Here is a 24008-nt window from a genome sequence, read left to right as displayed (position 1 = left end):
GGCCGGCTGATAATGAGTCGGGGTGTCTTGTACATCCATGGATGTTCTCTTTTTTTGTTGGTCTTAAGGCCTGTCGCCAGCGAGTCACGGCAGCTCTGATCGCCAGTGTTTTACGTTCACCTGGTCCTTGACTGCGTCGATAATTTCGATAATCAGGTTAATCAACGCCTCGTTCTGGGCGTCGTCGGCCTTCACTTCACCGGGTGTCGGCAGGAAAACATTCACGATGTCTTCAATGAAGGCATGATTGGAGGCTGAGGCCAGGTCTTCGAGGATCTGGTGGATCACGTGGGCAACGATGTCGCCGACCGCTTCTTCCAGGGTTTCCTGAATGGTGGGGCCCACCACCGGAAGATATTTCAGTCGTGACAGCTCCAGGTTCTGTTTGAGGGCATTATCCACCCTGTCTTCCAGGTAGCTCCTGAGGGCTCCGCGATTGGGTACGTAGCCTTCCTGGGCCGCCTCGGCAACCCGTTTGGAAATCCAGTCGGAGAGCATGTCCCGTCGGGGATAGAGAATGTCCTTCTGGATCTTGTCGAACAGCGGAGAGCCCAGTTTGACCTCCTGCTGCACGCCGCTCAGCACCTTCAGCACAATGCGATCAGAGAGCTCTTCCATAAAGGCTTCGTAATAGAAATTCACGAAGCGGTAGATCTTGGTGTTCGTAACGTCAATGATCTTGTACTGGTGCAGTCGATAGATGATGGAGATCACCCGCAGGATACGGAGGAAGCGCAGGCTTCCCACCGGAATACAGCCCACCAGGTCATACCAGTGAATAAACGGGTAGAAGTACCAGCGGTCGTAGACCTTTGCCTTTATGGCGTAACCCCAGCGAACAAAGAACTCGGTCAGGAAGATGCTGACGAAGATCAGATCGTAAAAGATGAAGCGTTCATGGATGGGGTGGTAGGCCGACTGTATGGCCGGAGCATGCTCTTTCAGCAGATTCTGAACGGCTACAAAGTTATAGATCGAGTCCCAGATGATGAACGCCAGGTTGATGATCAGCAGGCCCAGCATCAGGAAATCAATGATGAACCAGACAAGCTGGTGGCTGGATTTCAGGTTTTCTCGATTTATCTTCAGCATTCGCCAGGGTCCGGTCTGTTGCTAAGTATCTGACAGGTTAGCTTATTTCAACGCCACAAACGACTCGCCCTTGAGCCGCTCAAGGCAGTCCGAAAGGCCAACCATGGATTAACTTGACCGTCTGCCATTAAACTCCCACGCTTGAACGGAAATCCTTCTTGTTACCACCAACACTGAAATAGCCGGATGCTATCAATCTATCAAGTCGTGAATTCGGGCCGGGTCCGGCTTTTGATCTTGTTGCTCTGCTGGCTGCCGTCGTGGGTTTGCGCGCAACAGGTCGTCGTGAACATGGAGGGAGACTACCCGGATCTGAAATCAAATGCCCAGGCGTTTATCGGGGAGGTTGAAGGCCGCAGTGCCAGTAATCTCAGGCGTTATGCCCCCACGGCCGTTGGTCAGGCCGAGGAGGCATTGCGGGCGCTCGGGTATTACAGCCCGTTGATTGATTGGCGGATTGAAGAGGGTGGTTCCGACACAACGGCAACGCTCGTTCTGTCCATTACACCGGGGGAGCCGGTGCGAGTTACGTCCCGGACCGTGGAGATCAGGGGGGCAGCTGCGTCAGATGAACGGTTTAACGCCGATCTGCCAGAGCACCCGGCGGAAGGCGACATTCTCAACCACGGTCAATATGCCAGCCTGCGAGACACCATCCAGACCCGTGCCCGACGGCGTGGCTATTTCGACGGCACATTTGTTACCCGTACCCTGGAAGTGGATCCGGCAACCCGAAGCGCTGCGGTTACGCTTATCTATGATAGCGGCGAAAGGTACCGGCTCGGAGAGGTAACCTTTGCCGAGGGACACTGGTTCGAGATCGGTCTACTGGAGCAGTTCGTTTCTTTCGAGCCAGGTATACCCTTCCATGCTGATGAAGTAGCAAGGCTCAACCGGGATCTCCTGAACAGCGGCTATTTCAGCAGTGTTGATATCGATGCCTCACCGGGTAGTGCCGAGGACGGCGTGATTCCGGTCCGCGTTGATCTCACCCGGCGCGAGGCCCGCTCTGTGGCGGCGGGCGTGGGGTTTTCGACCGATGTCGGACCCAGGTTCCGTGGAAACTGGCGGGAACACTGGATCAATCCCATGGGGCACAAGCGGGGCGCCGAGACAGAACTCTCGGTACCCAGGCAGAACCTGAGTACCTGGTACGAGCTGCCCCTGGATCCGCCCATGACCGACCTGATCCGCCTGAGCGCCGGTTACCAGCGCGAGGACATCGAGAATGTGGAATCGGAACTTCTGAGCCTGGGGCAGCAGTGGCAGCATCAGTTGGATAACGGCTGGCTACAGATATTGTCGCTGCGTTGGGAAGGTGAGCGCTTTAACATCGGCAATGACGAGAAAGGCACAAGCACACTCCTGCTGCCCGGTGCGGGATACTCGAAAATACACACGGACTCGCCACTGGACCCATCCCGGGGCTATCGCCTGCAGTTCGATGTTACCGGTTCGCATCGGGCGGCGCTGTCCGATGTGGATATCCTTCATGTAAACGCACTGGTCAAGGGGCTGTTTACGCTGGCGGACAAGCACCGGTTTCTGGGTCGTCTGCAGGCGGGGGCTGTGGCAACCAACCGGTTTGAAGATGTGCCTCCATCCCTGCGTTTCTTCGCTGGCGGTGACCAGAGTGTGCGAGGGTATGGCTATGAAACCCTGTCGCCAGAGAATGATAACGGCGTGCCGGTGGGCGGACGCTTCCTGATGGTTGGCAGTGCCGAGTATCAGTATCAGTTTGCGGACAAATGGCGTGCCGCCATGTTCGTCGACCACGGCAACGCGATCAACAATCCGAGCGACCCGCTGGCCACCGGCGCTGGTGTCGGCATACGCTGGATCAGCCCGGTCGGGCCGTTGAGGCTGGACATCGCCAAAGGGTTGGATCGTGAATTTGGCGGGGATTGGCGCATTCACTTTTCCATGGGGCCTGAGCTGTGACGAGGACACCGGAAACTTCGGACGACAGGCCGCACAAGCCATCGGCACGCCCGCGCCGCCTCCGGTTTTGGCTGTTGGTAGGGCTGGCGGTATTGATTCTCGTGCCTGTCCTTGTGGTGGCCGCTGTTTTGCTGGCCCTGCGCTCTGAGACGGGAACCGCCTGGGTTATAGAACAGGTGCCAGGGCTTCAGGTGGAAAATGACCGGGGATCTCTGTTTGGTCGGTGGCAGGCCGACCACTTGCAATGGCGTGGTTACGGGGTCGAAGTGGTCGTTGAGTCGCCACTCGTGGACTGGTCCCCTTCCTGTCTGTTCCGAAAACAGCTCTGTATTGAGAATCTGGAAGCAGAGACGCTCGAAGTCTCGCAGTTGCCCCCGGCGGACAAAGCCGAAGGCGGGAGCCCCATTACACTGCCGGGCGTGGACCTGCCGCTGGCGCTGAATATCAGTGGCGTCCGGCTCGGGCCTTTTACCTTCAACGGCAACAGAGTCTGGGACCGGTTTGAGCTGGACGCCGGAGGGTCGGGCGCCGCCTGGAACATAAAGCGCGCCTGGTATCAGCTGGGTGAGTACACGGTGTCCGCCGCTGGCCGGATAGAAACCCGCCGGGACTGGCCTGTCAATCTGGAAGTCAAAGCGGACATCCCGCCGCCTTATGGAGACGAGTGGCTTCTCGACGCCCGGCTCTCCGGCAGCGTTCGGGACCTGATGGTCGCTGCATCCAGCCGTGGCTACCTGGATGCTGAACTCTCGGGGGAAGTCGAGCCGCTCGATCCGGCCCTGCCGGCACAGTTGAGGCTAACCTCGGATCAGTTCCGCGCAGCGCAGGCGCTGCCGGAGACCCTTGTGTTCAATGATTGGTCTGTGGACGCCAGGGGTAGCCTTCAGCAGGGTTTTCGCACCCGGGGGCAAGCTACGCTTCCGGGCACGACAGGCCCGGTACGGCTGACGCTGGAGGGCCTGGCGACGACTCGTGCGGCGGAGAACATCCGGATCGAGTTGGCCGCAGACAAGGAGAATGGTGCAGGGCAAGACACTGTGGTGGCCAATGGCAATGTCTCCTGGAGCGAGGGCCTCGAAGCCAGTGCCGACATCCGTTTGCGCGGATTTCCCTGGTATACGCTGATCCCGGGCTTTGAGCCGCCAGTGGTAACCCTTCGTTCCCTGGATGGCACCGTGTCCTGGCGTGAGGGGAACTACCATGCAGAGCTTCAAGCCGGTGTCGAGGGTCCCCAGGGCAACGCGGAACTGACCACCACGGTGGATGGCGATGCCGGGCAGACCACACTGACCAACCTGACCGTCAGCACAGGCGCCGGGTCTCTTACCGGCAACGGCTCGGTGAACTTTTCCGGGCCGCTTTCCTGGCAGGCGGCCTTGCGCCTGAAGGACTTCAATCCCGGTTATTGGGTACCTGTACTGGAAGCCAGTCTCAGCGGTGATGTGACGACCGAGGGACAACTCGGGGATGGACCGGTACCTGCCATGAATGCCGGATGGGATCTTGAGGGCGACTGGCGTTCCAATCCCGCGTCTCTGCAGGGACGGCTAGATACCTCATCAGGCAGTTGGGAGCTATCCGACCTGCAGTTGTTGGTGGGTGACAACCGTATTGAGGGTAGCGGTACCTGGGGCGACGTTCTGCGTGGTGATCTGGCTCTGAACCTGCCCGCGCCGGAAATTGTCCTGCCTGGCCTGACGGGGAATCTGCAAGCCACTCTGACGGCGGAGGGAACACCAGAGCGCCCGAGGGGCGAGCTGAGTGCAAGTGGCAAAAACCTGGGCTGGCAGGATAAGCTCGCCATTGAAACCCTCAGTCTTGAGGCCGATCTGCAGGACGGCATGCGCCTTGTCAGCCGTTTGCAGGCGGAGAACCTCAACGGGTTCGGGCAAGAGCTTGAAACGCTCACTCTGGAAGCCAATGGCACCCAGGGAAAGCACACCGTGAGCATCGGTGCACGTCATGCCGAGGCTGACCTTGAGCTGGTTTTCGCAGGAGAGGCCGGCGCTGACTGGAGAACCTGGCAGGGAGAGCTGTCCCGCGGCCTGATTGACCTTCCGGAACAGTCCCAGCAATGGCGGCTTCAGGCCCCGGCGACCCTGGCATACAAAGCCGATGGTGAGCTCACATTTGGCAATCATTGCTGGCGCTGGGAGGAGAGTACGGTTTGTGCCGAGGACCAGACACTGCTCCCGGTTCCCCGCATTGCCTATCGTATCGACCGCTTCCCAACCGTTGCCCTCGCTCCCTTGCTGCCAGAGACATTACGTTGGGACGGTTGGATCAACGGAGAGGTTGATTTCACCACCACCGGCGACGGTCCGGACGGACGCCTTTTCCTGGACGCCGGTGAGGGACAATTCCAGTTGCTGGTGGACGGCGAGTGGGAGTCGCTCGCCTACAATACCCTGACAAGCGAGGTCGCCCTGAAGCCGAACCAGGCCGACCTTGCGGTCCGTCTTTCCGGACCGGAGCTTGGCGATTTCACGCTGGACATGAACCTGGATCCGAACTCGGACGACCGCAACGTTGAGGGTTCCTTCAGTCTCGAGGGTCTGGATATTGCCCTTGCAGGACTGCTTTCCGGGCTGGACGAAGTTGCCGGTCGGGTGAACGGCCATGGCCAGCTCTCCGGCCCGCTGATGAAGCCCGCGGTGACCGGCGAACTGCACCTGGTGAATGGACGGGTTTCCGATCCCCGCTTGCCGGTACCAATCGAGGAAGTGATCGCCAGCGTTCAGTTTGGCGGTTACTCGGCCGAGATCAGTGGCAGGATCCGGAGCAATGCGCGAAGCCAGACCATTGTGGATGGGGAAATCGACTGGCAACAGTCTCCCCGGGGGGAAATCACGATTTCCGGCAGCCGTGTGCCATTCAACCTGGAGCCTTATGCGCAGCTTGAGGTGGAGCCGGATCTGACCATCGTTTTCAGTGAGGGGGCCCTGGAGGTAACCGGACAGGTCGGAGTGCCAAGAGGCGATATCGAGATACAGGGTTTGCCGGACCAGGCCGTGTCGGTCTCGGAGGATGAGGTCATTGTCGGCGTGGAACGGGAAGAGCCCGTTGTCCGATCGCTGAATATGGATGTGACCGTGGTTGTTGGAGAAGATCAGGTGACTTTTGCCGCCTTCGGCGTGACCGGTGATCTGGAGGGATCTCTTCGCATTGGCAATGACATGGATACCCGTGGCACGCTCCAACTGGTCAATGGCCAGTATGAAGCCTATGGTCAGGAGCTCAAGCTCAGGCGGGCAAGACTGTTGTTCGTGGGCAACCTTACCCAACCCTACCTGGACATCGAGGCCGTCCGCACCGTGGATACCGTCGTGGCCGGTATTCGTCTGACCGGCCCTGTGCAGTCGCCCCAGACGGAAGTATTCTCCAACCCCGACATGCCTCAGACGGAGGCGCTTTCCTATGTCATTCTTGGCCGGGCGCCCCAGAGCCGGGGTGATGAGGGCCAGATGAGCCGGGCGGCGCTGTCCCTGGGACTGACCCAGGCCAACAAGGTGACGGGGCAAATTGGCGAAGAGTTCGGTATTCGCCAGCTCACCCTGGAAGCGGAGGGTTCCGGCGATCAGACCTCGGTGGTGGCGAGCGGGTATCTGACGGATGAGCTGAGTGTCCGCTACGGTGTCGGCATCTTCGAGCCGATCACCACGGTCGCCCTGCGCTACGATCTGGGCCGTTACTTCTATCTGGAGGCTGCCAGCGGGCTGGCGGCCTCCCTGGATATCTTCTACACCCGGGATTTCTGAGTTCAGTCCAGCTCGAAGGTGGCGCTCACTGAGGCCCGGATTTCCCGCTCACCCACGCTCGAGACCGTATCCGACATGGATTTGGCCTCCGCCATCATCATTGGTACCGGGCGGTGCCCGCCATTGATGTTGATGGTGACTACATCACCACAGCTCTGGTCGAGCTGACTGGCCACGAATCGGCAGCGGGCCTGGGCGTCTGCGATGGCTCTGGCCAGAGCTTCCTGTTCCATACCGGTCTCATCCGAGTGGAAGAACTGGTGAGGGCCCAGGTGGTAATCCAGGCCCACAGCCTGGGCCTGCTGGAGCAGGGGGTTGAGCAGAGTAAGATCACTGATGCTGAAGCTGACGGTCTGGGAGGCGACGGCCTGCTTGCGGGGCTGCTCCTCTCTTTCAGATGCGGGCAGAGTTCGGGTGTAAAGGTTTACCGACGCGTCTGAGTAATCATTGAGCTGATCCTGATACTCGGTAATACCCTCGCGCCACTGCGCCATCAGGGCCGCTACCCGTTCGGTGGCCTTCTGGGGAAGCTCGTGCTCGGCACTGGCTGTGAACTGGAGTCTGGCGCTGTCGGGCTCGTATCGGACACTGCCCTCGCCAGTGAGCGTAACTTCACCTGCCATTGTCAGAGCAGGTACTGTGAGCGCGAGAGGGAGAATAAAACCGGACTTCAGGTTTAAACGGAGCTTTCGGTTCCGTCCGTTCATGGTAGTGCCTCCTTTGGAAACCGTTAATGGATCAGGCGTCGTCGGAATCCGGTTCCAGGCGCGCCAGTTTGTATCGGCGGGCAGCATCCACGAACTGGCCAAAGATGCGTCGGTGTCCGCCATGGTAGAGCAGGTATTCCGGGTGCCATTGGATGCCCGTTAGCCATTGGCGTCCGGTGCTTTCAATAGCCTGTACAAACAGATCATTGTCCACGGCGGTCACGCGCAGGTTGCGGCCCAGGCGCTTGATGGCCTGGCTGTGAATCCGGTTGGCGCCGATCACCGGGGAGCGCATGGCTTGCTCAAGCCGGCTGTGCGTTACCAGTCGCACGGTTTGCAGGGGCAAGAGCAGTGGGCGATGCCGGGTATTGACCCTCAGCGGTGTCACGTTCTGGCACAGGGACCCGCCGTGGAAAACGTTGATGAACTGGGCGCCGCGGCAAATCCCGAGCACGGGAATGCCAATGGCTTCAGCCTGCTCAAGCAGTGACTGATCGGTTTTATCCCGCTTGCGGTCATAGTTGGCGGTAACCTGTGGCTCCTGCCCATAACGTTCAGGATGGACGTGGGTGCCGCCTGACAGCACCAGGCCATCAAGCATCGGTACGGCAACCCGTGAACCGGGGCGAATATAGTGGGTCCGGGCACCGTGGAGGCGCAGACCCAGGCTGATCAGGCGATGGGCAAGGCTTTTTCGAGCGGGACCACTGATGCCGATCGTCAGGCCCGGAACCTCAAGTTCCTGTTCTTTGGACTCTTCAGACATACCCGTTTTTGGCCAGCCAGTCGTCAGTGGTTTCCCGCCAGCTGTGGGTCAGGTTGTGAAGATTCAGTTTGCGCCGCTCCCGGAACAGTTGCCGCATGTCGGCCAGGTCGTCGGGATTGTTGGCCAGTTGCTCCAGGACGACCCAGTCGTTCCAAACGGTTGAGAAATGCCAGCCGGGATTGTCGATGTCGCAATCCGGCAACCGGTAATGCAGGGTTGGCCTGCTTTTTATCCTGGGATCCTGAACATGGCGTTCCAGCCGTTCCTTGTCCAGGTGGGCAAACAGTGGAAGCAGGTCAAGCGCGCGATTGCGGGTAGGATTGAACTCCAGGTAATCCTCCATGAGCTCCCCGAGGTTTGGTTGATAGTTATCCTCCATCAGGAGCTCGGTGTAGCGGCCGTGCCAGGGTTCGATGTACGTAGTGAATTTGCGGCTGACGTCCAGTTGATGCCGGTGCTTGAGCCATTCATACAGGGCCGCGAACGCTTGGAAATAACGAACCAGGGTCTCCGGGCTGAGGTCGGGCAACTCAGGATTAAGCTGCAGGCCAAACGCAAAATAGATGGCGTCCCGGCTGCCCAGTGCCCCGGCGTTCCTGAGCTTGTCGACGAGCGTTTCAATCACCTCGACGCTGGAAAACTTCAGGGGTGGGCTTATGATCTCAAGGGGTACCACGCGTTCGGCCGCGGCGTCGATCACATCCATCGCCTGTCCACCGAGTTCACGAATGGACTCGGGGAGGCGCTCATCCGCCAGATCAAGATCCTTGATCGGATCGGAATCAAGCTCAACCGTGAAGTCGCCAAGAGCTGTCTGCAAGGTTGTCACATAGCGTGACTTGAGCTCAGGTGTGCCCTCCAGCATCTTCGCCGCCAATGTAACCAGCTCATCGTAGCCCAGACCAGACAGTTCGATCTCGACGCCAACCCGGCGTTCCTTCCCTTCGTTCGTCTCTAGGATTTCAGGCATCCTGCAGGCACTGACTTGAGTCATGGTGCTCCCTGGTTCGTGAGGAATATTGCCCTAACCATATCACACCGCTGTTGATCCTCATTATTAAGCGGATGCAAGAAAATCAGGGAGCCGACTTTACACTGGATAAAACACTGTATATAGTCAGTTTACTGTATAAAAAAACAGGGCCACCGGAGCCACTCTTACGAGAGGCTGATGTTTGCAGCGGCCCGATCCCGATATAGCGGAGTAGCTTGATGAAGCTGACAGCAAGGCAGTCCCAGGTACTGGATATTATTCGCCGATACGTCGACGAGACCGGCTATCCGCCAACCCGTGCTGAAATCGCAGCAGAACTGGGCTTCCGTTCGGCCAACGCCGCGGAAGAACATCTCCGGGCATTGGCAAGGAAAGGTGCCATCGAGATGGTGCCGGGAGCGAGCCGCGGCATCCGTCTGCCTGAGGCGGAAGAGGATCTGGGCCTCCCGGTCATTGGTCAGGTCGCTGCCGGTAGTCCGATCCTTGCTCAGGAGCACATCGAGGACCACTGCACACTGCAGCCAGAATTCTTTTCGCCGTCTGCAGATTATCTTCTGCGGGTCCGGGGCATGAGCATGAAAGACATCGGTATTCTCGATGGCGACCTGCTGGCAGTTCACAGTACCCAGGATGTTCACAACGGCCAGGTGGTTGTTGCCCGGGTTGGCGATGAGGTCACGGTAAAGCGTTTCCGCAAGGAAGGCTCGAAAGTCTACCTGATTGCCGAAAACGAAGAATTCGCACCGATCGAAGTGGACCTGACCGAACAGGAGCTGTTCATCGAGGGTCTGGGTGTTGGTGTTATCCGCCGCTCTGACCTGCACTGAGCGGTTCGGATAGCCTCAGATAGTTTGAATAACGGGTGAATTATGGAACAAATGAGCTTTAATCAGAATCTGGCCTACAACCCCAATGCTCTGTCCTGTTCAGTGTCGGCAACCGCCGCCCGCGAGCGACGTTCCGTCATTCGCGCCCGACGCGCTCCGGAAACCACCGAACCCAAAGTCTGTGGCAATGTGACGGAGATCATTCTGCCGGAAGGCCAGGTAGAAAATTTCCAGCTGCTGTTGCCAATGCTGACCCAGCTGAATCAAGAGAAGCGCTGGCTGGCCTGGATCGACCCGCCCCAGGCGCTGGTTAGCAAGTGGCAAAAAATGCACGGGATTGTCGCCGGCGAATTGCTGGTGCTGCGTTCAACACCGGACTATCCTGCCCAGGACCTGGCAGAGCGAGCCCTCAGTGCCGGCACCTGTCACGCGGTGGTCATGTGGACCCGTAAACTGGGGCGAGTTGCCTTCGAATCCCTGCAAAGAGCCTCGGCCGAGGGCAATAGCCACGGCGTCGTTCTCAGGCAGCGTTAACCGATCAATGCAAAGTGTAGGAGGGCTGGGCGTCTGAGGCGTCCAGTTCGTCATCTTCCCAGTCGATATCGTGGGCAACATTGCCTACAGCCTCAATGCCAGCTGCAATCATGGCTTTGGCAACCGACATATCCCGATCTTCCATCATTTCCCGGGCTTCTTCCGAAAAAGAGATTTTTACCAGTGGCGCACTGTCATCATCAATGCGGCGCAGAGCGTAATCGCCATTGGTCAATTGCACGATTTCAAAAAACGATGGTGACATTCAATAAACCTTCAAGTTAATACGATTTGAATAACCGGAGCTGGGAGTGGCTTACCACTCGCTGTGCTGCTCTTCCAGATCGTCGGCAAAATGTTTGACGGCGGTCAGCGTTTTCATCAAAGCAGCCGACGATCGATCCGGGCCGGAATCGGCCGATACCGCAATGATGTTTTCCTCGCTCACGGTTTTTTTGGTCGCCGGGGGTCTGCTTTGGGCGCGCTCGAGTTGCTCCAGATGGTTCCACCAACTCCCGGATCGCTGTTCCAGCTCCTTCAGGCGCCCAACTTCACTCGGTTCCGGTCCAATAAGAGCGACCAGCTCATCAAGGTTTGAAGGTTCCTCTGATTTTCTCTGGTATAGCCTCGCAACCATGACCAGCAAGAGTTTTCGAGACCGCAGAAGCAGCTCGATCGCCCCCTGGATAGCGGCTTCCCGGCGCAGCGCCTGTTCCGCCTCATTGGGACGTTGTTCCTGAGCCTCGTCTGTGGGCCGGTCGAGTGGCTGAAGCAGCGTGCGGGCGAGAAAGAGCTTTTGAGAAACCAGTGAGTGCCATTGCGAGGCCATGGAATACCTTCAATCCCCCAGCGCGGGTGTAACCCCGAAAAATTAATTCGTTACTATATCATTTTCGCTATCAAATTTCTTCCATTCTCTGTGCGGTGAGGTTTCACAATAAAACACAAACATTCACTTGAAACGACCGTTTGAATTTGGCAAAAAGGCGCCCGGCTGTGCGAGTTCTGCTCGTGGCGGCTACCCAACAGCATGAATTTCTGGAGGTGTAAGGGATGCGAAGCCAACTCGTTGCAGGTGTCGCACTGGTTTTTCTCGGGTTTTCCGGACAGGCCCTGTCCAAGGTCACGGCCGCCGAGGCCGAGCGGCTGGGTAGTGAACTGACCCCAGTCGGAGCCGAAAAGGCGGGCAACCGCTCAGGCAGCATACCCGAATGGACCGGAGGTTTGGCCACGCCGCCGGACGGCTGGCGTGAGGGGCAGGTGGAAATTAACCCGTTTCCCGAAGACGAGGCTCTTTTCGTTGTTACCTCCAACAACCTGGAGCTGTACAGGGACAAGCTTTCAGACGGTCACATTGCCATGCTGGAGAAGTATGGGCCCGACTTCTTCATGCCGGTTTACCAGACCCGACGGACTGCTGCGTTTCCCGAGCACGTCTACGACAAATTTCGTGAGAACGCGCTGACAGCGCAGTTGCTGGACAACGGTAACGGCGTTCGCGACACCATCATGACCAGTCCCTTCCCGATTCCAAAAAATGGTCTGGAGGTTATCTGGAACCATATCCTGCGCTATCGGGGCGAAGAAATTTCGCTGCGTAGTGCCTCTGCAACGCCCCAGAGGGATGGCTCCTACAACCCGGTGGTCAATGATTACGACTACTTCTTCGCATACAGCCAGAGGGGCGCGGAGCTAGCGGAAATCGATAACAAGATTTTTTACCTGAAGACGGACACTGTCTCACCGTCGTCACTGGCCGGCACCATCACGCTGGTGCATGAAACGCTTGACCAGGTGCGGTCGCCGCGTCTTGCGTGGCGGTACGATTCCGGTTCCCGTCGTCTTCGCCGGTCCCCCAACCTGGCCTACGAAACCGACCTGCCGAATTCATCCTCGCTGCGGTCCGTCGACCAGAAAGACATGTACAACGGTGCGCCTAACCAATACGACTGGGAGCTGAAAGGCAAGCGCGAGCTGTTCGTGCCTTACAATGCCTACAAGCTTCACGGGCCGGAAATCGAAGCCGACGACGTGATTCGTCCGGGCCATATCAATCAGCAGCTTACCCGCTACGAACTGCATCGGGTTTGGGTCGTCGAAGCGAAACGCCGTACCGGTATCAGCCACATATATGACCGCCGCGTGTTTTACTTGGATGAAGACAGCTGGCAGATCCTCGCGTCCGAGGAATACGATGCAGAGGGGAATCTGTGGCGTGTGTCGGAAGCTCACAACATCAGCTATTACAGTGAGCCGGTATTCTGGACTACCATGGAAATGACGTACGACCTGAAGGCGGAGCGTTATTACATTGATGGGCTGGATAATGGATTCCCGGCGTACGATTTCGCCCCGGGGTTCCGCGGCAACGAATTTACTGCCTCCGCCGCCCGTCGTGCCGCTCGCCGCTGATTTCCAAGGAGACTGACATGGCAGACCCGCAAGCTCACCTGGACCACCTGGATAGACTGATGGGGGATCTCGGTCGCGCCCTGGCCGAAAAGGACTGGGACGCGATGGCGGGGCTGAACGAGCAGGTGAAGCCGGCAGTCGAGCCGCTGATGGCTGCCCTGGAAGCGGGAGAGGTTGATGCGGAGCCGGTGAGGCTCCGCTTGCAGGAACTACAGCAGTTTATTGACGCCGCCGATGAATCGGCCCGAATGGCCCGCAAGGAGGCGGAAGATGGGCTGAAGGGTGTAAACAGGAACCGGAGTGCGGCGAAGGCCTACCAGAACGTTTCTTCGAATCGACCAAAATAGCGTCATAAAATTGACTCTGGGGTTCTTACAGTCTTAAATACCGCACAAATCCCCCAAGAGATTCGGTTGAATGTCTAAAAATAACAAAGTGCTGGTGCTGAGCGAGGATGATTCAAGATTGCGGGACATAGTCACCATTCTTGAGTTCATTGGCGAGGAGCAGGTCCTTGCCGGCGATGAAGCCAGGGCACTTTTGAGCAGTGGTGATGAGGAAAGCCTTTCAGATATCGCAGTCGCGGTGGTGAATGGCGAGGAGGCAGGAGCCACCGAGGCGATCACCGCTGTGTGTGATGCCGTTCAGGGCGTACCGTTTCTGGTTGTTGGTCACCCTGAACTCAAGGGACTGTCCGATGAGATCAGCGGTCGCATCATTGCTCGCATGGAATGGCCGCTCAATTACACCAAGTTCGTTGATTCGCTCTACCGGGCCCAGATCTATCGGGATCAGTTCACCCGCTCCCGGGAGCGTGGCCAGCAGCGCGGTTTGCAGCTCTTCCGGAGCCTTGTGGGAACCAGCCGAAAAGTCCAGCAGGTACGCCAGCTGATGGAGCAGGTGGCGGATAAGGACGTCAGCGTTCTCATTACCGGTGAGTCCGGTACCGGCAAGGAGGTGGTCGCCCGCAACCTGCATTACCATTCTTCCCGTCGTGATAAACCATTTGTTCCGGTGAACTGTGGTGCCATTCCGGCGGAGCTGCTGGAAAGCGAGCTGTTCGGCCATGAAAAAGGGGCCTTTACCGGAGCCATCACGGCCCGGGTAGGGCGCTTCGAGATGGCCGAGGGGGGCACTCTGTTTCTCGATGAGATCGGGGACATGCCGCTCAACATGCAGGTCAAGATTCTCCGGGTTCTGCAGGAGCGCACTTTCGAGCGGGTGGGAAGCAATCGCACCCAGTCTGCAGATGTGCGGGTAATCGCCGCCACCCATAAGCACCTGGAAGATATGATTGAATCCGGGGATTTCAGGGAAGACCTCTATTATCGCCTGAATGTGTTCCCCATCGAGATGCCGGCCCTGCGTGACCGGGTGGAAGACATTCCTCTCCTGATTAACGAACTCATTTCCCGGATGGAAAAAGAGAAGCGTGGATCGCTGCGGATGAACTCCGCGGCCATCATGAGTCTGTGCAGGCACGACTGGCCCGGTAACGTGCGTGAACTGGCGAATCTTGTCGAACGCCTGTCGATCATGCATCCCTATGGTGTAATCGGCGTGCAGGAGCTGCCCAAGAAGTTCCGCTACGTTGACGACTATGATGAGAATCGCCCGGTGGAGGACACGGGTATGCCTTCCGGTATTCCTGGCCTGGTGGGCCTGGATGCCCCGGCATTGCTGCCGGTGAACGGTATCGACCTGAAGGATTACCTCTCCAACCTCGAGAAACAGCTGATCCAGCAGGCGCTCGACGAGGCCGGCGGCGTTGTGGCCAGGGCTGCCGAGAAGCTGCGGATCCGACGCACTACTCTGGTAGAGAAGGTTCGAAAGTACGGGCTGCGGGAAGAGGAATCTGAGGAGTCCTGAGCAGGATCGCCCGGAATTTAGAGCTCCCTGAACGGCGTCAAAGGTTCGTAACCTGAGGCGCCGTTTCCGTTTCTGACCGACGTAAAATTGTCATTCTACTCTTTCAAGAATCTCCTTGCCTTTGAAATATATAGAAAAAATCAAGTTGGCACGTTGCTGGCTTACAAACCTGCAAACGAAGTATCCGAACTATGAGGTCCGAACCGACGGGCCGATCGGGGAGTCAGGTTATGAGTCAGGCACAATTTGTTCTTCAGTCCGGCGCGGGCGGCACAAAGACCAACGCTGCGGCGGACGTCAATGACAAGGTTACCGCCCTGTTTCCGGAACAGGACGATGAGGCGGTGGATACCGCCCTGGAATTGTTCAACCGGATGTCGCGGCAGATCACTGACTCCTACCGAACCCTCGAATCCCGGGTCAACCAGCTTTCCGGCGAGCTGAACCAGGAATCGCTCCAGCGTCAGCAGGAGCTTGAAGAAAAAGAGCAGCTGGCAGATCGTCTGTCCACCTTGCTGAACGCACTGCCTGCCGGCGTTGTCGTTCTGGATAGCCAGGGCGTGGTAACGCAGACCAACCCGGCAGCCATTGCGCTTCTGGGGGAGCCCCTCGACGGTGCCCGCTGGGTTGATGTCATCCATCGCTGTTTTGCGCCCCGGCGGGACGATGGTCACGAAGTGTCTCTGAAGGATGGTCGCAGGGTCAGCATCGAGATCCGGACCATGGAAAACCAGCCCGGCCAGTTAATTCTGCTGACAGACCTCACCGAAACTCGGCACCTTCAGGCGCAGCTGGCTCACGCCCAGCGTCTGTCTGCCATGGGGAAGATGGTTGCGTCTCTCGCCCACCAGATCCGTACCCCGCTGTCCGCGGCCATTCTTTACGGTGGCCATCTGAGCCAGGAGGACCTGGACGAAGAAATGCGCCAGCGCTGCGCTTCCCGCCTGATGTCGCGCCTGACCCACCTGGAACAGCAGGTGCGGGATATGCTCATTTTCGCCCGGGGCGAAACCCGGCTGGCCGAGGAGTTATCTGCCGACAAACTGGTCTCGGCACTGGCATCGGCAGTCGAGGGGCTGAAGCCGGCTCCGGGCGCGACAGTGAATCTCGAGAACAAGATCTCCAGCGACTGCCGGCTGATGTGTAATCGGGATGCCCTTGTTGGTGCCTGTACCAATCTGGTGAATAACAGCCTGGAGGCCGGCGCTCGCCATGTGGCGGTTCGGGTAACCGAGGAAACCGGGGAACTGGTCATCCGGGTTGTGGACAACGGCCCTGGTTTTGAACCCTCAGACGCTGCCCGGCTGACCGAAGCTTTTTATACAACCAAGTCCCATGGCACGGGTCTCGGCCTTGCAGTCGTACAGGCCGTTATCAAGGCGCATCAGGGACGGTTTTCCATTGAATCGCCGGAGCAGGGCGGTGCTGTAGCCACCCTGCGTTTGCCGCAATTACGTAACAGACACTGATCGGAGGCAACCATGGCCAAGGCCCAGATTCTGATTGTTGAGGACGACCATGACCTGCGTGAAGCGCTGGTAACCACCCTCGAACTGGCAAAATTCCGGGTTCGGGAAGCATGCAGTGCCAGCGAAGCCCTTGAGCGACTGGCCGAGGCTCCGGTGGATATGGTGGTCAGTGATGTCAACATGCCGGGTCTGTCAGGGCACCAGCTTCTGGCAGAGGTGCAGCGGCTGTACCCGGGCCTGCCGATGATGCTGATCACGGCCTATGGCCAGATCAGCGATGCGGTATCCGCCATGCAGGCCGGTGCTATCGATTATCTGGTGAAGCCATTCGAACCGCGTTTCCTGGTGGATGCCGTCAGCAAGGTTGTTGGCGGCGGGCGTGAGAAAGCCAGTGATGAACCGGTGGCAGAAGACCCGATCAGCAAGCGGATGTTCCAGCTGGCGACCAAAGTGGCCGGAAGCGATTCCACCGTCATGATCTCGGGGGAAAGCGGAACTGGCAAGGAAGTCCTTGCCCGGTTTATTCACCAGCAATCCCCACGGTCAGAGCAGCCATTCGTGGCGATCAACTGTGCTGCAATACCGGAAAACATGCTGGAGGCTATCCTGTTCGGTCACGAGAAAGGTGCCTTTACCGGTGCCGTCGCCTCCTCGCCCGGCAAATTCGAGCAGGCCAACGGCGGCACCATTCTGCTGGACGAGATTTCGGAGATGGATCTGGGGCTTCAGTCCAAGCTTTTGCGGGTATTGCAGGAGCGGGAAGTGGAGCGGGTTGGTGGTCGTAAGACCATCAGCCTGGATGTCCGTGTTGTAGCGACCACCAACCGGGATCTGGCGGATTACGTTCGCGAGGGCAAGTTCCGGGAAGACCTCTATTATCGTCTGACAGTGTTCCCGATGCACTGGCAGCCGCTCAGGGAGCGGCCGCTGGATATCATGCCGCTGGCTACTTCGCTGCTTAAAAAGCATTGCCGCAAAATGAAGCTGACCGGGATTACCTTCGCCCAGGATGCCAGGAGCGCGCTCATGCATCACCAATGGCCGGGGAATGTCCGCGAGCTGGATAATGCCATCCAGCGAGCGCTGGTACTACATCAGGGCAATGTGATTCATTCGGGGGATCTGTGCCTGGAGTTGGGCATTACCGGGCGACCGGAACTTCGTAGCGTGGAGCCGGTTTCCCATGCTGACACCGCTTCGAGCACGGCGGGCGAGCCTGGCTTCTCGGACCGGAGTGTTTCGTCCCTCGAGCAGTCCTGCGATGAACAGGACGGCGAACCGGAAGGGGCGGTTTCCCTGGGCGATGATCTGAGGCAGCAGGAATTCCGTATTATTATTCAGACACTACGGAAAGAGCGTGGGCGTCGCAACAGGGCCGCAGAGCAATTGGGGATCAGCCCCCGCACGCTCAGGTACAAGCTGGCCCAGATGCGCGACGCCGGAATCGATCTGGACGCCGAGATGGCCTTGGTCTGACCCCCTGCAAGACGAACTCCTTCATTGGCACCCCTCGGGGTGCCGTTTTTTTATCTTCGATTCCCCATGCCGGTGGGGTCATCCTGCCCCTCGTCAAAAGTCCGTCATGGAACTTTCAAGATTCCGTCCTTTGGTTCATAACCATCTGATATTTATATCTAAAATCTACTTGGCCTGCCAATTGCTTTACTGGAGCTAAGATCATCCCAAGAGCAATTCCGTCCCTGGGAGGGCGGAGCCAGGAGAGAGTTATGGTTCAGCGTGCCGACATCAACAGTGTTTTGTCCGATATCCGGTCCCTGCGTTCACAGATGATGCAGAACCAGCGGGTCGAGCAGGATCAATCGGTTCGTGGTCGCATAGACGGCCCTCGCCAGGTTCAGGAAACCCAGGAGACGCCCAGCTTCAATGACATGCTTAGCAACGCGGTGAACAACGTGAACGACCTCCAGAAAACGGCTGGGGATCTGCGAACAGCCTACGACATGGGCGATCCGAACGTAGACATCACCCGCGTGATGATTGCCGCCCAGAAATCCTCTGTCTCCTTCGAAGCGCTGACCCAGGTACGTAACCGGGTGGTTAGGGCCTACGAAGACATTATGAACATGCCGATCTGATAACGGAGCAGAGTCATGGCCAGCGTACCTGCAGAAACCAATGCCTCCAACATGCCCGCAGCCCGGGAGGGAGACGCGCCAGAGAGCCGTAGCGACCTGTTCATGGGGTTCAACCGGCTCAACCTGCTGCGCCAGATCGGGCTTATGGTGGGGCTTGCCGCCAGCGTAGCGCTGGGGCTGGCGGTCGTGCTCTGGGCTCAGGAGCCGAACTATCAGCCGGTGGTGGGTGATCTTTCATCCTACAATCCCCAGGATGTGACCACTATCCTCGAAAGCAACGGTATCGACTACAAGATGGATCCGCGCACCGGCGCATTGCTGGTTCCCTCGGATCAGGTCTACAACGCCCGTTTGAAGCTGGCGGCCGAAGGTGTCACCGATCGTCAAACCATGGGCTACGAACTGCTGGACCAGGAACGTGGTCTCGGCACGTCCCAGTTTATGGAAACCATCTCATACCGGCGCGGGCTTGAGGGTGAGCTTGCCCGCACCGTTGCCAGCATGCGTGGCGTTCGGAATGCCCGTGTGCACCTGGCTATCCCGGAGCGCTCTGTCTTTGTTCGCGATGCCCGTGATCCCTCTGCCTCGGTGTTTCTTGAAGTTTTCGCTGGTCGCCGGCCAGAACAGGAACAGATTAACGCTATTGTGAATCTGGTTGCCGGCAGTGTTCCCATGATGAGCAAGGAACACGTAACCGTTGTCGATCAAAACGGCAATCTGTTGACGGGCAAGCAAAGTCAGAGCGGTGCGGATCAGATGGCGGACCAATACGAATACACCGCCAAAGTCGAGGAGCGTCTGACACGTCGGGTTGCCTCTCTCATCGGACCCATCGTGGGTGATGGCCGCTATCGTGCCGAAGTGTCGGCGGATCTCGATTTCTCCTCGGTGGAGCAGGCAGAGGAATTGTTCAACCCCGAACAGCAGGCGGTGCGCAGTGAGCGTGAGCTGACCGAACGGCGCACTGCCGGCGCACAGGGCGGCATTCCCGGTGCGCTGGCAAACCAGCCGCCGGCTAATGCTACGGTGCCAGAGCAGGCTGCCGGCGGTGATGGTGAGCAGGCGGTGCCAGAACCGGTCAACGTGCGAAGTGAATCCACGCGAAATTATGAAATGGATCGTACTGTCAGCTACCGACGTCAGGAGCTGGGCAGAGTCAAGCGGGTGACCGTGGCTCTGGCGGTGGACGACATGAAAGTAGTGGATCCACAAACGGGCGAAGTCAGCTACGAGCCCTGGCCGGAGCAGGAGCTGCAGCGGCTCAGCATGCTGGTTCGGGACGCCGTGGGCTATTCAGCTGCCCGGGGTGACAGTGTTACGGTGATGAATACCGCATTTGCGCAGGAAGAATCCGTTGAATTCGAGGCTCCGGCGTTCTGGGAACAGCCCTGGTTCTGGGATCTGATGAAGCAAGTGCTCGCAGGCCTGGTGATTCTGGTGCTCGTGCTGGGGCTGCTGCGCCCAACGCTTAAAAGCCTGTCCGGCGGTGGCCAGCGGGAACGCGGCCTGGATTCCGGCTCCGGCAGTGGCGGTGGTTACGGGGGCCTTGATGACATCGAGGGTGGAGATGAGCTCCGCAAGGCCATGTCCGCCCAGGATGATCTGCTTTTGCCGGGTGCCACAGACGGTTATGATAGGCAGCTGAACGCATTGAAAGGGCTGATTGCCGAAGACCCGGCGCGGGTCGCACAGGTAATGCGCCAGTGGGTGAACGTCGATGACTGAGCAAGCCAATCAACAGGGTGGCGGTGAGCCGTCAAAGCCGCAGCGGAAAATTCCGCGTGTGGAGCAGGCTGCGATTCTGCTCATGTCACTGGGCGAAGCGGATGCTGCAGAAATCCTAAAGCACATGGGGCCCAAAGAGGTCCAGCGTGTGGGTGTAGCCATGGCCCAGATGAAGGATGTCAGCAAGGACGAAGTGACCTACGTGATGAACCAGTTTGTTGATGCCGTAGGCGGGCAGACCGGGCTTGGCGTAGGCAATGACGAGTACATCCGGACGATGCTCACCCAGGCGCTCGGCGACGACAAGGCATCCAGCCTGATCGATCGCATCCTGATTGGCGGCAATACCACCGGCCTCGATACCCTCAAGTGGATGGAGCCCCGGGCCGTTGGCGACATCATTCGCTATGAACACCCGCAAATCCAGGCCATTGTTATTTCCTACCTGGATCCGGATCAGGCCGCTGAAATTCTTGGCACCCTGGATGAGAAGGTCCGCCTTGATGTGATGATGCGTGTTGCGTCACTGGAGAGTATCCAGCCCCAGGCCTTGCAGGAACTCAACGATATCCTGGAGAAGCAGTTCTCGGGTGGCGCCGCCTCCCAGACCAGCCGCATTGGCGGGGTCAAGCGGGCAGCGGACATCATGAACTTCATGGATCGGAGCATCGAAGGCAATCTGATGGATTCCATAAAGGATATGGATCCGGACCTTGCCAGCACCATCGAAGACCTGATGTTCGTGTTCGATAACCTCAAGGAAGTGGACGACCGCGGAATCCAGGCGCTGTTGCGGGAAGTGTCCTCGGAAGTGCTGGTGGTGGCCCTCAAGGGCGCCGACGAGGAGGTTCAGAACAAGATCTTCAAGAACATGTCCAAACGCGCTGCGGAATTGCTGCAGGATGATCTTGAGGCCAAGGGGCCGGTCAAGGTCAGCGAAGTTGAATCCGCCCAGAAAGACATTATCACCATTGCACGCCGTATGGCCGAGGCCGGTGAAATCTCCCTCGGCGGTGCCGGCGAAGAAATGATGTGATGAAAGATTCCACCCGTGACGTCAATCGCATTCCCAAGGAACAGCTGACCGCCTATGAACGGTGGGAGCTGCCCCTGCTGGATGCCCGTGGCAATGAAGTAGCGCGGGAAGAGGAGCGCGAGGTCAAGCCCCTCACCGCCGCCGACATTGACGAGATTCGCGAGGCGGCCCGGGAAGACGGCTATAACGAGGGCCGGGAACAGGGTTACCAGGATGGCCTGAAGGCCGGCAAAGAGGAAGGCCACCAGGATGGGCTGGAAACCGGCCTGGCAGAGGGCAGGGAGCAAGGCAAAAGTCAGGGCTACGACGATACCCGCAAGGAAATCGACACCAAGCTTGACCGTCTCGAACATCTACTCGGTGAGTTACTGCTGCCGATCAAGCGCCACGAGGACGAACTTGAAACCTCTCTGGTCAACCTGACCACGGTTCTGGCCCGGGCGGTGGTCTATCGTGAACTGACCATCGACTCCTCCCAGATCCGTCACGTGGTTCGCCGCGCCATGGAGGCGCTACCCTCCACCGCGGAAAACATCCGCATCCATATAAACCCGGAAGACTGTGAAATGGTTCGCGAGGTGACCGCCCGCCTCGAAGCGTCCGCTTCCGTCATTGAAGACGCCAGTATTCTGCCCGGTGGCTGTAAGGTGGAAACCCGTCACAGCCTGGTGGATTTCACGGTTGAGAAACGTTTCCAGCGGGCCGTGCAGAGCATGCTGGACCAGCAGATGAGCGACAGTGAGGGCGGAGAAACCGAGGAACTGGACTCCATGATGGAAGACTTGACCGGTTTCCATCGGGACGTGCTGGATTCCCCGGAGACCGGGGATTCCTCAGACGATCCGAAGCCGGCGCAAAATACAGGTGACGGTGATGACCTCGAGCCTCGCTGATCGCCTCAACCGCTTTCAGGAGTTTCTGGGAAGCGAGCCCGAGCCTGAACTTTCCGGCCGACTGACCCGCATGGTGGGCCTTACCCTCGAATGTGTCGGCTGCCCCATGGTGGTCGGTGACCGCTGTGTCATTTTTGGCCAGAACACCGGTAATGTTGAGGCGGAAGTGGTGGGCTTTGAGGACGACCGGGTGTATCTGATGCCCCTGACAGCAATCGAGGGGCTCAAGCCCGGTGCCAGGGTTGTGCCTCTGTCTGCCGCAAGCCGGGTGCCGGTTGGCCCCCAGCTGCTTGGCCGGGTGGTCGATGGCAGTGGCGAGCCCCTGGACGGAAAAGGCCCCTTGCAGGCCGAAGCCCGCGTGGCGCTCACCGGCGATATTATCAACCCGCTGAACCGCGCCCCGGTGCGGCAGTCGATGGATGTGGGTATTCGGGCGATCAATGCGTTGATGACCGTCGGCCAGGGGCAGCGCCTGGGTCTGTTTGCCGGCAGCGGCGTGGGCAAGAGTATGTTGCTGGGCATGATGACCCGCTTTACCGATGCCGACATCACCGTGGTGGGCCTGATTGGTGAGCGGGGCCGCGAGGTAAAGGAGTTTATCGAAGACATCCTGGGCGAAGAGGGCCTTTCCCGCTCGGTGGTGGTGGCCGCGCCCGCGGACGATTCGCCACTGATGCGGTTGCGCGCCGCCATGCTGACCACCCGGATTGCCGAGTATTACCGGGATCAGGGCAAACGCGTGCTCCTGTTGATGGATTCTCTTACCCGTTACGCCCAGGCCCAGCGGGAAATTGCGCTGGCCGTGGGTGAGCCGCCGGCGACCAAAGGCTACCCGCCCTCGGTATTTGCCAAACTGCCCCAGTTGGTGGAGCGAACCGGCAATGGTCGCCCCGGAGGTGGTTCTATCACGGCGTTCTACACCGTACTGACCGAAGGCGATGACCAGCAGGATCCGATTGCAGACGCTGCCCGGGCGATTCTGGATGGCCACATCGTACTCTCCCGCCGGCTTGCCGAAGAGGGACACTACCCCGCCATTGATGTGGAAGCGTCGATCAGCCGGGTGATGCCGCAGGTAACCGAGACCGAACATTTTTCCAGGGCCCAGCGATTCAAGCAGGTGTACTCACGGTACCAGCAGGCCCGGGATCTGATCTCTGTCGGCGCTTACGTGAAGGGTTCCGATCCCGAGACCGATTTTGCCATCACTCACATCGGTAATATGCGCCAGTTCCTGCAGCAGGGCCTGAATGAGAGTGCACCACTGAAGGAAAGTGTTGACCAGTTGCTGGCGGTGGTGCCAGAGCGTCGATCCCCCGATCGGCGTAAGTCGGCCGTGCCGAATCCGGCAGCTGGCGGCGGAGGTGATGCCTGATGCTGCGTTCCCGGCGTCTGGAAGTGGTTCTTTCCCTGGAGGAGCGCAAGGAGCAGGAAGCCCTGGAGCGAATGGGAGAGGCCAGGAAGCTGGCGGAGCAGCAGCGCGAACAGGTCCAGAACCTGAATCGCTACCAGCAGGAGTACCGGGATCAGATTCGCAACAGCCAACAGGGGATTGTGCAGGTGTCCAGGCTCCAGGCGTGGCAGGCCTTTATTGCGCAACTGGATCAGGTAATCCGGCAGCAACAGACGCAGCTGGAGCAGGCGGAAAAGGTCTTCGAGGCGCGCAAAAAGGAATGGCAGCACGCCTGGGAGCGCCGGCGTGGCATGGAAAAATACATAGAAACCTGCCGCCAGCAGGAGCAGAGGGAGCAGGATCTCCGGGAACAGAAGCTTTCGGATGAGGCCGCGGGGCGGGCTTTTAACCAACGTCGACGCTGAATCTTGCTCCGCATCAAGCAAATACAGATGCAAAATCAGACCACTCAGCTATCCTTATCGGATGTAGGGCT

21 protein-coding genes are annotated in these 24008 nt (G+C 58.7%); 15 read left to right on the top strand and 6 right to left on the bottom strand.

Features of this window, described 5'->3' with window-relative positions:
• Positions 1 to 84 precede the first annotated feature (84 nt).
• Complete coding sequence (locus tag ACP86_RS01845; protein ID WP_053112507.1) at positions 85 to 1092, bottom strand: hypothetical protein; 1008 nt, start codon at positions 1090 to 1092, stop codon at positions 85 to 87.
• A gap of 291 nt (positions 1093 to 1383) precedes the next feature.
• Here ACP86_RS01845 and ACP86_RS01840 point away from each other — a divergent pair, with 291 nt between their 5' ends.
• Positions 1384 to 3033, top strand: coding sequence for an autotransporter assembly complex protein TamA (locus tag ACP86_RS01840; RefSeq protein WP_008177438.1), 1650 nt, complete (start codon positions 1384 to 1386; stop codon positions 3031 to 3033).
• Between the two features lie 74 nt (positions 3034 to 3107).
• Positions 3108 to 6791 (top strand): translocation/assembly module TamB domain-containing protein, encoded by a 3684-nt coding sequence (locus tag ACP86_RS01835; protein WP_053112505.1) that lies wholly within the window; start codon positions 3108 to 3110, stop codon positions 6789 to 6791.
• A 2-nt stretch (positions 6792 to 6793) separates the two neighbouring features.
• Here ACP86_RS01835 and ACP86_RS01830 read toward each other — a convergent pair whose 3' ends face one another.
• The 3 genes from ACP86_RS01830 to ACP86_RS01820 are packed head-to-tail and all read right to left on the bottom strand — an operon-like array spanning position 6794 to position 9258.
• Positions 6794 to 7498, bottom strand: coding sequence for an SIMPL domain-containing protein (locus tag ACP86_RS01830; protein WP_014577645.1), 705 nt, complete (start codon positions 7496 to 7498; stop codon positions 6794 to 6796).
• A gap of 31 nt (positions 7499 to 7529) precedes the next feature.
• Positions 7530 to 8264 carry a gamma-glutamyl-gamma-aminobutyrate hydrolase family protein gene (locus ACP86_RS01825; RefSeq protein ID WP_008177443.1) on the bottom strand — a complete coding sequence of 245 codons (735 nt, stop codon included), beginning with the start codon at positions 8262 to 8264 and terminating at the stop codon, positions 7530 to 7532.
• Positions 8257 to 9258: an amidoligase family protein gene (locus ACP86_RS01820; protein WP_053112503.1), complete on the bottom strand. Its 1002-nt coding sequence runs from the start codon at positions 9256 to 9258 to the stop codon at positions 8257 to 8259. The genes ACP86_RS01825 and ACP86_RS01820 overlap by 8 nt, the downstream gene beginning before the upstream one ends.
• 215 nt (positions 9259 to 9473) lie before the next feature.
• Here ACP86_RS01820 and lexA point away from each other — a divergent pair, with 215 nt between their 5' ends.
• Positions 9474 to 10085: a transcriptional repressor LexA gene (lexA, locus tag ACP86_RS01815; RefSeq protein ID WP_008177448.1), complete on the top strand. Its 612-nt coding sequence runs from the start codon at positions 9474 to 9476 to the stop codon at positions 10083 to 10085.
• Positions 10086 to 10127: 42 nt separating this feature from the next.
• Positions 10128 to 10619, top strand: a complete 492-nt coding sequence (locus ACP86_RS01810) for a cell division inhibitor SulA (protein WP_053112501.1) — start codon at positions 10128 to 10130, stop codon at positions 10617 to 10619.
• A 4-nt stretch (positions 10620 to 10623) separates the two neighbouring features.
• Here the strand turns inward: ACP86_RS01810 and ACP86_RS01805 are convergent, their stop codons facing one another.
• Together ACP86_RS01805 and ACP86_RS01800 are read right to left on the bottom strand one after the other, a co-directional pair.
• A complete protein-coding gene (locus ACP86_RS01805; RefSeq protein ID WP_008177453.1) occupies positions 10624 to 10884 on the bottom strand; it encodes a hypothetical protein in 261 nt (86 codons plus the stop codon).
• Between the two features lie 51 nt (positions 10885 to 10935).
• A complete protein-coding gene (locus ACP86_RS01800; RefSeq protein WP_053112499.1) occupies positions 10936 to 11448 on the bottom strand; it encodes a DUF6586 family protein in 513 nt (170 codons plus the stop codon).
• A gap of 224 nt (positions 11449 to 11672) precedes the next feature.
• Here ACP86_RS01800 and ACP86_RS01795 point away from each other — a divergent pair, with 224 nt between their 5' ends.
• The 11 genes from ACP86_RS01795 (at position 11673) to fliJ (ending at position 23937) form a co-directional block, all read left to right on the top strand.
• Entirely contained in the window at positions 11673 to 13031 is a 1359-nt protein-coding gene (locus tag ACP86_RS01795; protein WP_053112496.1) for a DUF1329 domain-containing protein, read from the top strand.
• A gap of 17 nt (positions 13032 to 13048) precedes the next feature.
• A complete protein-coding gene (locus ACP86_RS01790; protein WP_008177459.1) occupies positions 13049 to 13378 on the top strand; it encodes a hypothetical protein in 330 nt (109 codons plus the stop codon).
• A 70-nt stretch (positions 13379 to 13448) separates the two neighbouring features.
• Complete coding sequence (locus ACP86_RS01785; protein WP_053112494.1) at positions 13449 to 14900, top strand: sigma-54 dependent transcriptional regulator; 1452 nt, start codon at positions 13449 to 13451, stop codon at positions 14898 to 14900.
• A 230-nt stretch (positions 14901 to 15130) separates the two neighbouring features.
• Positions 15131 to 16369 (top strand): sensor histidine kinase, encoded by a 1239-nt coding sequence (locus ACP86_RS01780; RefSeq protein WP_014577638.1) that lies wholly within the window; start codon positions 15131 to 15133, stop codon positions 16367 to 16369.
• Between the two features lie 12 nt (positions 16370 to 16381).
• Positions 16382 to 17845: a sigma-54-dependent transcriptional regulator gene (locus ACP86_RS01775; protein ID WP_053112493.1), complete on the top strand. Its 1464-nt coding sequence runs from the start codon at positions 16382 to 16384 to the stop codon at positions 17843 to 17845.
• Between the two features lie 251 nt (positions 17846 to 18096).
• Positions 18097 to 18465, top strand: coding sequence for a flagellar hook-basal body complex protein FliE (gene fliE / locus ACP86_RS01770; RefSeq protein ID WP_008173058.1), 369 nt, complete (start codon positions 18097 to 18099; stop codon positions 18463 to 18465).
• Positions 18466 to 18480: 15 nt separating this feature from the next.
• The gene (fliF, locus tag ACP86_RS01765) at positions 18481 to 20190 is read left to right on the top strand and encodes a flagellar basal-body MS-ring/collar protein FliF (RefSeq protein ID WP_053112491.1); all 1710 of its coding nucleotides are present in this window, start codon (positions 18481 to 18483) and stop codon (positions 20188 to 20190) included.
• Positions 20183 to 21226 (top strand): flagellar motor switch protein FliG, encoded by a 1044-nt coding sequence (gene fliG / locus ACP86_RS01760; RefSeq protein WP_008173060.1) that lies wholly within the window; start codon positions 20183 to 20185, stop codon positions 21224 to 21226. The genes fliF and fliG overlap by 8 nt, the downstream gene beginning before the upstream one ends.
• Positions 21226 to 22119 carry a flagellar assembly protein FliH gene (locus tag ACP86_RS01755; RefSeq protein ID WP_041645327.1) on the top strand — a complete coding sequence of 298 codons (894 nt, stop codon included), beginning with the start codon at positions 21226 to 21228 and terminating at the stop codon, positions 22117 to 22119. The genes fliG and ACP86_RS01755 overlap by 1 nt, the downstream gene beginning before the upstream one ends.
• Positions 22100 to 23494: a flagellar protein export ATPase FliI gene (gene fliI / locus ACP86_RS01750; protein ID WP_053112489.1), complete on the top strand. Its 1395-nt coding sequence runs from the start codon at positions 22100 to 22102 to the stop codon at positions 23492 to 23494. The genes ACP86_RS01755 and fliI overlap by 20 nt, the downstream gene beginning before the upstream one ends.
• Positions 23494 to 23937 carry a flagellar export protein FliJ gene (fliJ, locus tag ACP86_RS01745; protein ID WP_008173065.1) on the top strand — a complete coding sequence of 148 codons (444 nt, stop codon included), beginning with the start codon at positions 23494 to 23496 and terminating at the stop codon, positions 23935 to 23937. The genes fliI and fliJ overlap by 1 nt, the downstream gene beginning before the upstream one ends.
• The last annotated feature ends 71 nt before the right edge of the window (positions 23938 to 24008 follow it).

It is taken from the genome of Marinobacter sp. CP1 (assembly GCF_001266795.1).
GTDB lineage: Bacteria > Pseudomonadota > Gammaproteobacteria > Pseudomonadales > Oleiphilaceae > Marinobacter > Marinobacter flavimaris.
The sequence above is the reverse complement of the archived record's forward strand: the minus strand, read 5'-3'. Positions and strand labels throughout refer to the sequence as shown.

What these genes read in the sequence shown, in the direction of transcription:
- fliJ (WP_008173065.1), top strand. Translation starts at nt 23,494, where the DNA reads ATGCTGCGTTCCCGGCGTCTGGAAGTGGTTCTTTCCCTGGAGGAGCGC.
- ACP86_RS01795 (WP_053112496.1), top strand. Translation starts at nt 11,673, where the DNA reads ATGCGAAGCCAACTCGTTGCAGGTGTCGCACTGGTTTTTCTCGGGTTT.
- ACP86_RS01800 (WP_053112499.1), bottom strand. Translation starts at nt 11,448, where the DNA reads ATGGCCTCGCAATGGCACTCACTGGTTTCTCAAAAGCTCTTTCTCGCC.
- ACP86_RS01755 (WP_041645327.1), top strand. Translation starts at nt 21,226, where the DNA reads ATGAAAGATTCCACCCGTGACGTCAATCGCATTCCCAAGGAACAGCTG.
- fliE (WP_008173058.1), top strand. Translation starts at nt 18,097, where the DNA reads ATGGTTCAGCGTGCCGACATCAACAGTGTTTTGTCCGATATCCGGTCC.
- ACP86_RS01785 (WP_053112494.1), top strand. Translation starts at nt 13,449, where the DNA reads ATGTCTAAAAATAACAAAGTGCTGGTGCTGAGCGAGGATGATTCAAGA.
- ACP86_RS01820 (WP_053112503.1), bottom strand. Translation starts at nt 9,258, where the DNA reads ATGACTCAAGTCAGTGCCTGCAGGATGCCTGAAATCCTAGAGACGAAC.
- ACP86_RS01840 (WP_008177438.1), top strand. Translation starts at nt 1,384, where the DNA reads ATGGAGGGAGACTACCCGGATCTGAAATCAAATGCCCAGGCGTTTATC.
- ACP86_RS01780 (WP_014577638.1), top strand. Translation starts at nt 15,131, where the DNA reads ATGAGTCAGGCACAATTTGTTCTTCAGTCCGGCGCGGGCGGCACAAAG.
- ACP86_RS01845 (WP_053112507.1), bottom strand. Translation starts at nt 1,092, where the DNA reads ATGCTGAAGATAAATCGAGAAAACCTGAAATCCAGCCACCAGCTTGTC.
- ACP86_RS01810 (WP_053112501.1), top strand. Translation starts at nt 10,128, where the DNA reads ATGGAACAAATGAGCTTTAATCAGAATCTGGCCTACAACCCCAATGCT.
- ACP86_RS01805 (WP_008177453.1), bottom strand. Translation starts at nt 10,884, where the DNA reads ATGTCACCATCGTTTTTTGAAATCGTGCAATTGACCAATGGCGATTAC.
- ACP86_RS01775 (WP_053112493.1), top strand. Translation starts at nt 16,382, where the DNA reads ATGGCCAAGGCCCAGATTCTGATTGTTGAGGACGACCATGACCTGCGT.
- ACP86_RS01830 (WP_014577645.1), bottom strand. Translation starts at nt 7,498, where the DNA reads ATGAACGGACGGAACCGAAAGCTCCGTTTAAACCTGAAGTCCGGTTTT.
- fliF (WP_053112491.1), top strand. Translation starts at nt 18,481, where the DNA reads ATGGCCAGCGTACCTGCAGAAACCAATGCCTCCAACATGCCCGCAGCC.
- fliI (WP_053112489.1), top strand. Translation starts at nt 22,100, where the DNA reads ATGACCTCGAGCCTCGCTGATCGCCTCAACCGCTTTCAGGAGTTTCTG.
- ACP86_RS01825 (WP_008177443.1), bottom strand. Translation starts at nt 8,264, where the DNA reads ATGTCTGAAGAGTCCAAAGAACAGGAACTTGAGGTTCCGGGCCTGACG.
- fliG (WP_008173060.1), top strand. Translation starts at nt 20,183, where the DNA reads ATGACTGAGCAAGCCAATCAACAGGGTGGCGGTGAGCCGTCAAAGCCG.
- ACP86_RS01790 (WP_008177459.1), top strand. Translation starts at nt 13,049, where the DNA reads ATGGCAGACCCGCAAGCTCACCTGGACCACCTGGATAGACTGATGGGG.